Source organism: Mesorhizobium sp. M0410, assembly GCF_040321435.1.
Taxonomy (GTDB): Bacteria; Pseudomonadota; Alphaproteobacteria; order Rhizobiales; family Rhizobiaceae; genus Mesorhizobium.
This window is the reverse complement of the sequence record NZ_JAMYRN010000001.1, coordinates 129,345-143,456: the sequence shown is the minus strand read 5'-3', so window position 1 is coordinate 143,456 and position 14,112 is coordinate 129,345. Positions and strand designations below refer to the sequence as shown.

General features: G+C 65.1%; 8 protein-coding genes. All 8 read left to right on the top strand.

Annotation, left to right across the window (positions count from 1 at the left end; all coding sequences use genetic code 11):
* Positions 1–133 precede the first annotated feature (133 nt).
* The 8 genes from NKI63_RS00670 (at position 134) to addA (ending at position 14,098) form a co-directional block, all read left to right on the top strand.
* Positions 134–535 carry a PTS sugar transporter subunit IIA gene (locus tag NKI63_RS00670; protein WP_254815942.1) on the top strand — a complete coding sequence of 134 codons (402 nt, stop codon included), beginning with the start codon at positions 134–136 and terminating at the stop codon, positions 533–535.
* Positions 532–828, top strand: a complete 297-nt coding sequence (locus NKI63_RS00665) for an HPr family phosphocarrier protein (protein WP_023677551.1) — start codon at positions 532–534, stop codon at positions 826–828. The genes NKI63_RS00670 and NKI63_RS00665 overlap by 4 nt, the downstream gene beginning before the upstream one ends.
* A 157-nt stretch (positions 829–985) precedes the next feature.
* Positions 986–2,386 carry an adenosylhomocysteinase gene (gene ahcY, locus NKI63_RS00660; RefSeq protein ID WP_352480192.1) on the top strand — a complete coding sequence of 467 codons (1,401 nt, stop codon included), beginning with the start codon at positions 986–988 and terminating at the stop codon, positions 2,384–2,386.
* A 187-nt stretch (positions 2,387–2,573) separates the two neighbouring features.
* Positions 2,574–5,135 carry a sensor histidine kinase gene (locus NKI63_RS00655; protein WP_352505966.1) on the top strand — a complete coding sequence of 854 codons (2,562 nt, stop codon included), beginning with the start codon at positions 2,574–2,576 and terminating at the stop codon, positions 5,133–5,135.
* Positions 5,136–5,143: 8 nt separating this feature from the next.
* Entirely contained in the window at positions 5,144–6,655 is a 1,512-nt protein-coding gene (tsaE, locus tag NKI63_RS00650; RefSeq protein WP_352505965.1) for a tRNA (adenosine(37)-N6)-threonylcarbamoyltransferase complex ATPase subunit type 1 TsaE, read from the top strand.
* A gap of 56 nt (positions 6,656–6,711) precedes the next feature.
* On the top strand, positions 6,712–7,455 hold the full coding sequence (locus tag NKI63_RS00645) for a nucleotidyltransferase family protein (protein WP_352751866.1): 744 nt from the start codon (positions 6,712–6,714) through the stop codon (positions 7,453–7,455).
* Positions 7,452–10,589 (top strand): double-strand break repair protein AddB, encoded by a 3,138-nt coding sequence (gene addB / locus NKI63_RS00640; protein WP_352686526.1) that lies wholly within the window; start codon positions 7,452–7,454, stop codon positions 10,587–10,589. The genes NKI63_RS00645 and addB overlap by 4 nt, the downstream gene beginning before the upstream one ends.
* Positions 10,586–14,098, top strand: a complete 3,513-nt coding sequence (gene addA, locus NKI63_RS00635; protein WP_352820196.1) for a double-strand break repair helicase AddA — start codon at positions 10,586–10,588, stop codon at positions 14,096–14,098. The genes addB and addA overlap by 4 nt, the downstream gene beginning before the upstream one ends.
* Positions 14,099–14,112 lie beyond the last annotated feature (14 nt).

Sequence of the window (14,112 nt, the reverse complement as noted above, 5' to 3'; positions counted from 1 at the left end):
AATTGGCTTGGGCCGGCGCAATTTTGGGCTTGTCAACGGGCCTTGCGTCGACAAGATAGCGCTCCCGCCGCCTGGAACGGTCGGCGAGCATAAAATGCGCCTGTGAAGCGGCGATGACGGGAGCCACCAAAGAATGATCGGACTCGTGCTTGTAACGCACGGTCAACTGGCCGCCGAGTTCCGCAATGCCGTGGAACACGTCGTTGGGCCACAAGACAATTTCGAGACCGTGGCGATCGGTGCCGACGATGATATGGAACAGCGCCGCCGCGACATTATCGACGCAGTCGGCCGCGTCGATACGGGATCAGGCGTCATCGTTTTGACCGACATGTTCGGCGGCACGCCCTCCAACCTCGCCATTTCCGTGATGGAATCCGGCCGCATCGAGGTCATTGCCGGCATGAACCTGCCGATGCTGATCAAGCTGTCCAGCGTTCGCAAGGGCGACAACATGACGGCAGCGCTGGATGAAGCGCAGGCTGCCGGCCGCAAATACATCAATGTCGCCAGTCAACTCCTGAGCAGCAAATGAGCGCGCTGTTGCCGGAAAAGGACAAGATCGTTCGCGACTTTCCGATCGTCAACCAGCGCGGCCTGCATGCGCGCGCCTCGGCCAAGTTCGTTCAAATTGCCAGCGGCTTCAATGCCACGGTCCAGGTCGAGAAGGACGGCGTCAAGGTCGGCGGCACCTCGATCATGGGCCTGATGATGCTGGCGGCAAGCCCCGGTTATTCGATCCGCGTCACCGCCACCGGCCCGGAGGCCGAAGAGGTCATCGATGCGCTGGAGCAACTGGTTGCTTCCCGTTTTGGCGAGGAATGCTGACGTGCTGATCGCTTCCGAAGACATGCACGGATAAAGATTTCTTTATATCCCATTGTCGTCCAACTCTCGATCTGCTAGTCAGGCCGGCAACTCGCGCCCTCCGACACGCCTTCGGGGCGGGGCGCGTCCCGCAATCAATTCGCATCGGAGCACTGCCATGACGGGTAGCAAGGACTATGTGGTCGCAGACATCGCGCTTGCCGGCTGGGGCCGCAAGGAGATCGAGATCGCCGAAACCGAAATGCCGGGCCTGATGGCCTGCCGCGAGGAATTCGGCGACAAGAAGCCGCTCAAGGGCGCGCGCATCACCGGCTCGCTGCACATGACCATCCAGACGGCGGTGCTGATCGAAACGCTGAAAGCGCTCGGCGCCGATATCCGCTGGGCTTCCTGCAACATCTTCTCGACCCAGGACCACGCCGCCGCGGCCATTGCCGAGGCCGGAATTCCGGTGTTTGCCGTCAAGGGTGAGACGCTGGAGGATTATTGGGTCTACACCGACAAGATCTTCCAGTGGGCCGATGGCGGCACCTCCAACATGATCCTCGATGACGGTGGCGATGCCACCATGTACATCCTGATCGGCGCCCGCGCCGAGGCCGGCGAGGATGTGCTGTCCAATCCGGGCAGCGAAGAGGAAGAGATCCTGTTTGCCCAGATCAAGAAGCGCATGCAGGCATCACCCGGCTTCTTCACCAGGCAGAAGGAAGCGATCCGCGGCGTCACCGAAGAGACGACGACCGGCGTCAACCGGCTCTATCAACTGCAGAAGAAGGGCCTGCTGCCGTTCCCGGCGATCAACGTCAATGATTCCGTCACCAAGTCGAAATTCGACAACAAATATGGCTGCAAGGAATCGCTTGTGGACGGCATTCGGCGCGGCACCGACACGATGATGGCCGGCAAGGTCGCAGTCGTCTGCGGCTATGGCGACGTCGGCAAGGGCTCGTCGGCTTCGCTCAAGGGCGCCGGCGCCCGCGTCAAGGTCACCGAGGTCGATCCGATCTGCGCGCTGCAGGCGGCGATGGACGGTTTTGAGGTGGTCACGCTCGAAGACGCGGCGCCGACGGCCGACATCGTCATCACCACCACCGGCAACAAGGACGTCGTTACCCTCGATCACATGCGCCTGATGAAGGACATGGTGATCGTCGGCAACATCGGTCACTTCGACAACGAGATCCAGGTGGCCTCGCTGCGCAACCTGAAATGGACCAACATCAAGCCTCAGGTGGATATGATCACCTTCCCGGACGGCAAGCGGATGATCCTTTTGTCGGAAGGCCGCCTGCTCAACCTCGGCAACGCCACCGGCCACCCGAGCTTCGTCATGTCGGCGTCCTTCACCAACCAGGTGTTGGCCCAGATCGAGTTGTACACCAAGCCCGGCCAGTACGAGAACCGGGTCTATGTCCTGCCGAAGCATCTCGACGAAAAGGTCGCGCGCCTGCATCTCGACAAGCTCGGTGCCCGCCTGACCGAACTGTCCGGCGAACAGGCCGCTTATATCGGCGTCACTCCGCAGGGACCGTTCAAGCCGGAACACTACCGCTATTAACCACGGCGAAACTTGCCACTAGATATTGAAGCCGGGCGATTGACTTTTCGCCCGGCTTTATTTTTGCGCTGATTGATTCTTCACGCCGATTCGCGCAAGCGCTATGGTGCTGATTCGCGGTCCGGGGACGAGGCCCGGCGCACGCATCAGGGCGGTCTTGCATTCAGGCGGCGAAGAGGACCAAGACATGCCGGGGGATAACCCGCCTTGCGCGGGACAGGCCGTTTCCGGCGGCCATAACGATTCGGTCACGGGCTCCGCTGCCAGAGGCGGCAGCCTTCTATGGCGCGCCGGCAGCCGTGTCGGGGTGCTGCTTGCTTCTTCCGCGCTGGTTGGTCCGCTGCTTGGCTTTACTGCACATGCCCAAACCCGCGCGGCGCAAAAGGCCGGGCTGTCGGTCAGCACGGTCGAGGTCATGCAACTCGCCATGTTCGTCGGCGTCATGGGGGCGGCATTGCTGTCGGCCATCTTTCTGATCCGCGAACGGGCGCGCACCGCGGCGGAAAATGCCGAGCTCAGGACCCGCATCGCCGATGTCAATGCCGCGCTGCAGCGCTCCGAGGCGCTGCTCCATTCCCGCGATCAGCGCGTGGTCGTATGGGCGGCCGAGAACAAGAAGCCCGAGCTTGTCGGGACATTGCCGATCGAGAGCGGCGCGCCGGAGGACCGGGCGGCCTTCCTGGCTTTCGGCCGCTGGCTGATGCCGCGTTCGGCGGCCGCACTCGAACATGCCGTCGCATCACTGCGGGACAAGGCAAAGCCGTTCGATCTGGTCATCGAATCGCAGGCCGGCCAGCCGCTCGAGGTTCACGGCCGCAAGAGTGCGGCGCATGTGCTGGTTCGCTTCGTCTCGCTTTCGGAGACACAGCGAAGCCAGGCCAGGCTGAAGATCGAGAACCAGCGCTTGGCCGCCGACCATGAGACGCTGATCGGTCTTCTGGATGCGCTCAAGATGCCGTCATGGCTGCGTACTGTCGACGGGCGGCTGAAATGGGTCAACCGGGCCTATGCCGAAGCGGTCGAGGCCGAGAATGCCGAAGCGGCGGTTCGTGACGGCAAGGAATTCCTCGGAGGCCAGGCGCGCGACACCATCGCTGCGCAGCACAAGTCGCACCCCGTCTTCGAACAGACGCTCTCCACGGTGATCGAAGGCGACCGCCGTATGTTTGCCGTGACCGATTTTGCCGGGGCGGATGGTTCGGCTGGTCTTGCCTGCGACATCAGCGCCATCGAGGCCATTCGCGCCGAATATGAGCGGACCGTGCAGAGCCACGCCGACACGCTCGATCAGCTCAACACCGCCGTAGCGATTTTCGATACCGACGAGAAATTGCGGTTTTTCAATCAGGCGTTCCAGAAACTATGGGGCCTCGACAGCGGTTTCCTGCACAGCGCGCCGGATAACGCCTTGCTGCTCGACCGCCTGCGCAGCGAAGGCAAGATCGCCGAGCAGCCCGAATGGCGGCGCTGGAAAGAGAGCCTGCTCGGCGCCTACCGCGCGGTTGAATCGCAGGAGCATTGGTGGCATCTGCCGGACGGCAAAACCATTCGCGTCGTCGCCAATCCGCAGCCCAAGGGCGGCGTCACCTGGGTGTTTGAGAACCTGACCGAGAAGATGGACCTTGAAAGCCGCTATCAGACCGCTGTGCGGGTTCAGGGTGAGACGCTCGACAACCTTGCCGAAGGCGTCGCTGTGTTCGGCCCCGACGGCAGGCTGAGATTGTCCAACCCGGCCTTCGCGGCCCTGTGGGGGCTGGATGCCGATGCCTCAAAACCCAACGTCCATGTCTCGACGATCCGCGAACTTTGCGACCGCCGTGCCGTCGACAGTCCGTGGGGCGGGTTCGTTGCCGCCATCACCGGCTTCGACGACGAGCGCCGCGACCGCCACGGCCAGACCGAATTGAACAACGGCACCGTTTTGCGCTACGCCGTCATCCCTTTGCCCAACGGCCAGGTGATGATGACCTTCGTCGACGTTACCGACAGCGTCAATGTCGAGCGGGCGCTGAAGGACAAGAATGAGGCGCTGCAAAAGTCCGACCAGATCAAGAACGAATTCGTGCAGCACGTCTCCTATGAGCTGCGCTCGCCACTCACCAACATCATCGGCTTTACCGAGCTTCTTTCACTGCCGTCGACTGGTCCGTTGAACCAGAAGCAACGCGAATATATCGGGCATGTCGGCTCGTCCTCCTCGGTCCTGCTCACCATCGTCAACGACATCCTCGATCTGGCGACGGTGGATGCCGGCATCATGGAACTCGACATTTCCGAAGTTCACATCAATCGAACCATTACGGCCGCCGCCGAACTGGTCGCCGATCGGCTGGAGGAACATGCGATCAAGCTTAGGATCGACGCGGCTGCCGCGCCGAAGACCTTCCACGGCGACGAGATCCGCGTCCGCCAGATACTCTACAATCTGCTCAGCAATGCCGCCAATTACGCGCCGGAGGCGAGCACCATAACGCTCGCCTGCCGCCAGCTTGCCGACGGCGTGGAATTTTCCGTTCACGATGACGGCCCCGGCATGCCGCCGGACCTGCTTGAGTCAGTGTTCCGGCGCTTCGAGCCGCGCACCAATGGCGGCCGCCGCCGTGGCGCCGGGCTCGGCCTGTCGATCGTCAAGAGCTTTGTCGAACTCCATGGCGGCAGCGTCCGCATCGAGACCGGCAGGGATAAGGGCACCACGGTTGTTTGCGCTTTTCCCGACACGCCGTCGGGCATCCGTGCGGCGGCCGAGTAGCGCGGTCGATGGCGGTATTGGTGCTGGAGCGTTTTCTCGCCGACGAGGCTGCGACGGCAAGGCTCGGCGAAGATCTTGCCATGTCGCTGCGCATTGGCGACGTGCTCGCTCTCAAGGGCGATCTCGGCGCCGGCAAATCGACCTTGGCACGGGCGCTGATCAGGGCGCTGGCCGACGATGCCGGCCTCGACGTGCCGAGCCCGACCTTCACGCTGGTCCAGAGCTACGACACGCGTGTGCCGGTCCATCATTTCGATCTCTACCGCTTGGGCACGGCATCCGAGCTGGACGAGCTGGGCTTCGACGAGGCGCTGACGCAAGGGGCTGCGCTGGTCGAATGGCCGGAGCGGGCAGAGGCATATTTGCCGAATACGTCGGTGCTGGTCGAACTTCTCCAGCAGGGCGACGGCCGACTGGCGAGACTGTCGGGAGAGGGCGCCGCCTTCGAGCGCGCGGCGCGATCGCTGGCAATGCGTGATTTTCTCGAACAGGCCGGTTGGGGCGAAGCGCAGCGACGACATTTTATCGGTGATGCCTCGGCTCGCTCCTACGAGATCGTCACGCTCGCCGGATTTCCGCCGCGCGTGCTGATGAACTCGCCAAGGCTGGTGCTCGGACCGCCAGTCCGCGACGGCAAACCCTATGCCGAGATCGCCCACACGGCGCAATCCGTTTCGGCATTCGTCGCCATCGACCGGGCCTTGCGGGCCGGCGGTGTCAGCGTCCCGGAAATCCATGCCCAGGATCTCGAGCAGGGTTTTCTTCTGCTGGAGCATCTCGGTTCCCAAGGCTTTCTCGACAAGCGCGGCCAGCCGGTGGCCGCGCGTTATGCGGCGGCGGCCGAACTGCTTGCCATGATGCACGGCAAAACATGGCCGGCCCGCATGCAGGCCGGCCCCGGCGTCTTCCACGAGGTGCCGCCTTTCGACCGCGACGCCATGATGATCGAGGCCGAATTGCTGGTCGACTGGTATGTCCCGGCGATTTCACGCGCTCCGCCAAGCGAGGCGCTGCGCGCCGGTTATCGCAGCGAATGGAATGCGGTGCTCGATCGGCTCGAGGGGCGCGAATACACGCTTATGTTGCGCGACTTCCATTCGCCCAACCTGATCTGGCGCGCTGACCGTTCCGGTCATGAACGCCTCGGCGTCGTCGATGTCCAGGATGCACTGATCGGACCGTCCGCCTACGACGTCGCATCGCTCGCCATGGACGCACGCGTCACCATTTCACCTGAAATCGAAAAGCACACGCTCGCCGCCTATATCGCCGCGCGGCGCGCGGCCGGCGTCTTCGACGAGGACGAATTCCTCGAAACCTATGCAATCATGGCCGCACAGCGCAATTCCAAGGTACTCGGCATCTTCGTGCGGCTCGAAAAACGCGACGGCAAGCCTTATTATCTGAAGCATCTGCCGCGCATCCGCGACTATCTTCGCCGGGCGCTGACGCATCCGGCGCTGGCCGGGCTGCAGGATTTCTACATCGCCCACGGCTTGCTGGAGGAACGCTCGATTTGACGGCTAAGGATTCAGGCCTGGCGGTGTCGGACGAGGGACCGATGCCAACGACCGCCATGGTGCTCGCCGCCGGGCTCGGCAAGCGCATGCGGCCGATCACCGATACCATGCCGAAGCCGCTGGTCAAGATCGCCGGCAAGACATTGCTCGACTGGGGGCTGGATTGCCTAGCCGAAGCCGGCGTCGCCAAGGCCGTCGTCAACGTCCATTACCTGCCGAAACAGATCGTGGACCATGTAGCCCGCCGCAATGCGCCGAGAATCGTCATTTCGGATGAGAGCAGCGGCCTGCTCGACTCTGCCGGCGGTATCGTCAAGGGATTGCCCTGGTTAGGGGCGCCCTTCTATGTGCTTAACGCGGACACCTTCTGGATCGACAGCGGCGTTTCCAATCTCAGGCGACTTGCTCTTGCATGGGAGGACGCGACAAGGGACATTCTGCTGATGCTTGCGGATCTTCAGTCGGCAACCGGACATAGCGGCGGCACCGATTTCCTGATGGCGCCGGACGGCGCCTTACGGCGTGCGAACAACGATCCGGCCGGCCTGATCTATGCCGGCGCCGCAATCATCCATCCGCGCATCTTCAAGGATGCGCCGGCCGGCCCGCTGTCGCTCAACGCCTATTTCGATGCGGCAATCGCCGCCGGCCGCCTGTTCGGCATGAAGATGCAGGGTCACTGGATCACAGTCGGCACACCTGACGCGATCCCGCGGGCGGAAGCAGCGGTCGCCGCCGCGCTTGCCGGCACGCCCAATGCTGTTGCTGAGGCACCCGGCGCTCTTACCGAGTCGAAATGAGCGGCTCCCGCCGCGTTTTCTCGATTCCGCCCGGAGCGCCGTTCCTGCCGACGCTGGCCGAGGAGCTGCTTGCAGGGCGCCTGGTTCCCGGCTTTGCCTACGATGGCGATCCGCTGATGCTGGCCGATCTCACCATCTATGTGCCGACGCGCCGTGCGGCGCGGGCGCTGCGCGGCGTCTTCGTCGATGCTCTCTCGCGCTCCGGAGGCCGCTCGGCGATCCTGCCGGTCATCCGCCCGCTTGGCGAGTTCGACGAAGATGAAGCGGCCTTCGAGGCAGGAGCTTCGGCCGCCATCGACCTTGCGCCGCCGATCGCCGCGGTAGAGCGCCTGCTGCTGCTTGCGCCGCTGGTGCGAGCGTGGAAACGCCGCCTGCCGGCACATGTCGCGGCACTGTTCGACGAGGAGATCGTCATCCCGGCCTCCGCCGCCGACGCCCTCTGGCTGGCGCGCGACCTGGCGCGGCTGATGGACGAGATCGAGACCGAGGGCACGGATTGGGCGAGGCTCGCCGACCTTGTGACCGGCAATCTCGCCGGCTGGTGGCAGGTGACGCTCGATTTCCTGAGCATCGTGACCGAGAACTGGCCGAAGCTGCTCGAGGAACGCCATCGCTCCAATCCCGCCGCGCATCGCAATGCCCTGATAAGGCTGGAGGCAGCGCGGCTGAGGCGCAATCCGCCGGCCGGGCCGGTGATCGCCGCCGGCTCCACGGGATCGATCCCAGCCACGGCCGAGCTGCTTGCCGTGATCGCCGGTCTGCCCAATGGCGCCGTTGTGCTGCCCGGGCTCGACCGGACACTGGACGAGCCGTCCTTTGCCGCCATCAGTGCACTCGGTGCGCGCCCGGCCCTGCTTGGCCACCCGCAATACGGCCTGGCAAAGTTGATCGGCAAGATCGGCGTGCCGCGCGCCGATGTCGAGGACCTTGCTGTTGCGCCGCGGCCGCTTGCATTGCGCGCCGCACTCGTCGGCGAAGCGCTTCGCCCGGCGGAGACTACCGAGCTCTGGGCCGAGACGCGCGCCCGCTTTACGGCCGGTGATATTGCCGAGGCTTTCGCTGACGTGACGCTTCTCGAAGCCGCCAGCGAACGCGATGAAGCCGTGGCGATCGCCGTCGCGCTCAAACAGGCCGTCGAACGGCCCGGCCAGCGCGCCGCGCTGGTCACCGGCGATCGCGCGCTGGCGCGGCGCGTCTCGGTCGAGCTGTTGCGCTTCGGCGTCGCCGCCGACGATTCCGGGGGCACGCCGCTCATCAACACGCCAGCCGCCAGCCTGCTCAGGCTGGCGCTTCAGGCAGCCTTCCGCCCGGGCGACCCGGTCGCCTTGCTGTCGCTGCTCAAGCATCCCCTGCTAGGCCTCGGCCGAGAGCGGGCAAGCGTGCGCCATGCGGCCGAAATCGTCGAACTCGTGGCGCTGCGCGGTGGCACCGGGCGTCCGGACGTCGCGTCGCTGCCGCAGCTCTTCGACACGCGGCTCCTCGAATTCGACGGCGGCGGCAATCGCCGCCCGCCTTTCTGGCGATCGCGCCTCTCGGTCAGGCGCATCGAACAGGCGCGCGAGCTGCTGATCCGGCTAGCGGCTGCGCTGGCGCCGCTGGTTGCTTTTCGCGGCGAGGAGAATGCCGATCTTGTCACGCTTGTGCGTGCCAGCGTCGTTGCGCTCGAAAGCCTCGGACGCGCCGCCGACGGCAGCCTGAGCGAACTCTATGCCGGCGATGCCGGCGAAAAGCTTGCCGAGCTCTTGCGCGGGCTGGTCGCGGCCTCGGTGTCGTTCTCCTTCGCGGCTGACGAATGGCCTGACGTGATGGAGGCGCTGATCGCGCCCGAGATGGTCAAGCCGGCGCAGGGCACTGACAGGAACATCGCCATCTGGGGTGTGCTGGAAGCGCGGCTTCAGGATGTCGACACGCTGGTCGTCGGCGGGCTCAACGAAGGCGTGTGGCCGCGCAAGCCGGAGAGCGACCGCTTCATGTCGCGGCTGATGAAGACCGGCATCGATCTTGAACCGCCGGAGCGGCGCATCGGCCTTGCCGCCCATGATTTCCAGATGGCCATGGGCGCCAAGAAATTGGTGCTGGCCCGCTCCGCCCGTTCCGGCGACGCACCGTCGGTGCCCTCGCGCTGGCTGCAGCGTATCCTTACCTTCGTCGGCGAGGACCATGCTACGGCACTTCGCCGGCGCGGCGATGAACTGCTTGCCTGGGCGCGTGCGCTCGATGCCGGCGAAAAGCAGGACTTTGCGCCGCGGCCGCAGCCGAAACCGCCGCTCATCGTACGGCCGCACCACTTCTCGGTCACCGAGATCGAAACGCTGCGTCGCGATCCCTATGCGGTCTATGCCAGAAGGATACTCGGCCTGATGCCGCTCGATCCGGTCATTCGCGATCCGGGCGCCGCCGAGCGTGGCACGCTGTTTCACGCAATTCTGCACCTCTTCTCGGCGAGGGTGGCCGACCCGCGCGCGCCGGAGGCGCTGGACGGGCTCATCGCCGCAGGCCGCTCCTGCTCTGCCGAGGCTGCGCTGCCCGCCGATGTCGAGGCGGTGTGGTGGCCACGCTTCGAAAAGCTTGCCGCCGGCATCATCGAATGGGAGCGCGGCCGGGCCGCAGCCGTGGCACGGCGGCACGCCGAGGAACGCGCCGAAAAGACCGGGGTCGGCCGATCCGGCGTAACCCTGTCCGGCTATGCCGATCGCATCGATCTGCTGGCTGGCGGAATGGCCGACATCCTCGACTACAAGACCGGCTCGTCGCCATCCAAGGCACAGGCGCACACGCTGCTCGCGCCGCAACTGGCGCTGGAGGGCGCGCTGCTCAGGCGCGGCGCTTTCAAGGAGCTTGGCGCATGCGAGCCGTCGCAACTGGCCTTCGTGCGGCTGAGGCCGAATGGCGAAGTGTTCGAGGAATCCATCCTCGAATACAACCGCAGGCCGCGAACCGCTGCCGATCTCGCCGAAGAAGCGTGGGCGCGGCTGGAAAAACTGCTGATCCACTACGCCGACCCGGCGACCGGCTATCTGTCGCGGGCGCTGCCGTTCCGCGAGGGCGAGACCGACGGCGACTATGACCATCTCGCCCGCGTGCTCGAATGGTCGGCCGGCGGCGACGCCGACGACGAGGGAGGGGAGGCATGAAAAAGGCCTACCCCATTCCAAGCGACACTGCCGCGAGCCAGGCAAGCGCGTCCGACCCGCGCAATTCCGCCTGGGTGTCGGCCAACGCCGGATCCGGCAAGACCCATGTACTCGCCCAGCGTGTTATCCGGCTTCTGCTGCGTGGCACCGATCCGTCCAAGATCCTGTGCCTGACCTATACGCGTGCCGCCGCCGCCAACATGTCGAACCGGGTGTTTTCGACCCTGTCGCAATGGACGACCTTGGGCGATGCCGAGCTCTCGAAACGGATAGAGGCGCTGGACGGCCGCCAGCCCGACCGCGAAACCATGCGCCGGGCGCGGCGGTTGTTTGCGGAGGCGCTGGAGACACCGGGCGGGCTGAAGATCCAGACCATCCACGCCTTCTGCGAATCGGTGCTGCATCAGTTCCCGCTGGAAGCCAATATCCCGGCGCATTTCGAAATGCTCGATCCGCAAATGGAGGCTTCGCTGTTCGCCGCCGCCCGCCGCGACATGATTTCGGGCGGCGTTGCAGGCGATGCGGCGTTGGCCGAGGCCTTCGCCACCGTGCTTGAGCGCGGCGGCGAACATGGGCTCGACGCACTGCTGGCCGAGATCGTGCGCAAGCGCGATGGTTTGCGTGCGTTCATCGCCGCGGCCGGCGGCGATGGTTTTCAGGCGCTGTTCGACGAGTTTCAGTTCCGCGCCGGCCAGACGGCCGAAGGCATAGCCGCCTCCGTCTGGCCGCTGCCCGGCTTCCTGCCGGATTATCTCGTCACCTTTTCACGGGCGGCCGAGGCCGCCGATGCGCGCGTGGTGCTGAACAATATGCTGCCATACGCCCGTCTCGCCTTCGCCGAGGAGCATCCGGTGCGTCGCCTGAATTTGCTCTCCAAGGCTTTCCTGAGGGCCGACGGCGAGCCTTACGATCCGGCAAAGACGTTCAAAAGGGCATTGCTTGACCGGTTGCCCGATCTTGCCGAACGATATCTGGCGGCGGTCGACGCCATTCTCGAAATCTCCGACCGGCTGGCCTTGTTCAGGATGCTGGAAGGCACCCGTGCGGCGCTGACCATCGCCGACTGGCTGATCGCCCGCTACGAGCAATTGAAGCGCGCCCGCGGCTTCCTCGACTTCAACGACCTGATCACCCGCACGGTCCATCTACTGGCGCGGCCCGACGCCGGCCCATGGGTGCAATACAAGCTCGACCAGGGCATCGACCACATCCTCCTCGACGAGGCGCAAGACACCAGTCCCGACCAGTGGGAGGTGGTCAAGCGGCTGGCGGAGGAGTTCTTTGCCGGACTCGGCGCACGCGACGCCGTCCACCGCACCATCTTTGCGGTCGGCGACGAAAAGCAGTCGATCTATTCCTTCCAGGGAGCCGCCCCGGACTCCTTTGCCGACAGCCGGATTTTGTTTGCCGGCAAAGTCAGATCCGCCGCCGCCGCCTTCGCCGATCTCAAGCTGACCTGGTCGTTTCGCTCGACCGACGACGTGCTTGCGGCGGTGGATCGTGTCTTTGCCGACCCGGACGTGCGGCGCGGCATCAGCCACGATCCCGATCCGCTCGACCACAAGGCGATCCGCAACGATGCGCCGGGCTATGTCGAGGTCTGGCCCTCGCTCGGCGCCGACATCGTCGACGAACCGGACGACTGGACGCAAGCGGTGGATCACGCCCACGCACCGGCGGTGCGCGTTGCCGAAAACGTTGCAGCGACCATTGCCAGCTGGATCGGCGGCGGCGAGGTCATCGAAGGGCGCGGCAAGAAACTCCGGCCCGGCGACGTGCTGGTGCTGGTGCGCAAGCGCGACCGCTTCGTCCATGCCCTGACACGGGCGTTGAAGCGCCGCGACATCCCCGTGGCCGGCGCCGACCGGCTCAGCCTGCCTGGCCATATCGCGGTGAAGGACCTGATCGCACTCGGTCATTTCCTCATCCAGCCCGAGGACGATCTGTCGCTGGCCGCCGTGCTGCGCAGCCCGGTCTTCGATGTCTCGGAAGAGCAGCTTTTCGCGCTTGCTGCGGGGAGGCCGTCGGGCGTCTCGCTGATCGCCTCGCTGCGCCGGCATGCCGGCGAAAGCGAGGCGTTGGCCGCCGTCGTCAGCCGGCTCGACACATGGTCGAACGAGGCCGCATTCAAGCCGGTGTTCGAATTCTATGCTGCAGCTCTCGCCCGCGACGGCCTGCGCAAGAAGATGATCGCGCGGCTCGGGCCGGAGGCCGGCGACATCCTCGACGAATTCCTGAATTTCTGCCTGGCCGAGGAGCGGACCGGCCTGCCGGGACTGGAATCCTTCCTGTCGACGCTGGAAAACGCCGGCCCCGAGATCAAGCGCGAAATGGACCAGACCCGCGACGAGGTTCGCGTCATGACCGTGCATGCCGCCAAAGGCCTGGAGGCGCCGGTGGTATTCCTTGTCGATGGCGGCTCCGCGCCGTTCAGCGACCAGCATCTGCCGAGATTGATGCCGTTCGAAGGCTCGGGCGACTGCTGGGAGGGCAAGGGTTATCTCTGGCGTTCGGCCAGCGATGTCGCCAATGGATTTTCACGCGCCGCATCGGCCCGCGCCCGAGAGCTCGCCGACGATGAATATCGCCGGCTGCTCTATGTCGGCATGACCCGCGCCGAGGATCGGCTGATCGTCTGCGGCTACCATGGCAAGCGGGCGCCGAATACCGGCACCTGGCATTCGATCGTCAGCCGCGCACTGGTCGGTGCCACGGAGAGCGAAGAACGCCGGCATCCCGCCACCGGCGAGACCGTGCATCGTTTCCAGGTGACGAAACTGCCGCCCATGCCACTGGCGTCCGTGGATGAGGCACGACAGGCTGAACGCTTTGCGCCATTGCCGGAAACCCTGTTCCAGCCTCTGCCGCCCTTCGAGGAATTGCCGCGGCCGCTCTCGCCGTCCGGCGCCTCGGTGCTGATCGACGAGGCGCGGCAAGCGGTAGCCGACACGCGTTCGCCGGTGCTGGATGCCAACGCCGAGCCCGGCTTTGCCGTCGTGCGCGGGCTGGCGCTGCACAAATTGCTGCAGATGCTGCCCGGCATCGCCGAGGGAAAACGCCGGGATGCCGCCGAACGCTATCTGGCAAGAGCCGGCGCGGCATGGCCCGACGGCGAGCGCGACAAGGCCCTGGCTGGCGTTTTCAGAATTCTTGCCGACAGCCGTTTCGCACCGCTGTTTGCGCCAAACTCGCGCGCCGAAGTCGCCATCATGGGCAGCCTGGGAGTGAGGGGCAAACTGCGCTCGATTTCCGGCAAGATCGACCGGCTTGCAGTAACGCCGGACAAGGTTTCGATCGTCGACTACAAGACCAATCGGCCAGCGCCAGCTACGCTCGCCGAAGTCCCGCAAGCCTATGTTCTGCAGCTCGCACTCTATCGCGCCCTGCTTCAGCCGCTCTATCCGGGACGCGAGGTCTCGGCGGCGCTGCTGTTCACCGAGGCGCCGCGGCTGATCGATCTGCCGGCAGCGGCCATGGACGACGCGCTTGCTAGACTCACGGGAGCGTGACACAACACTTGCTT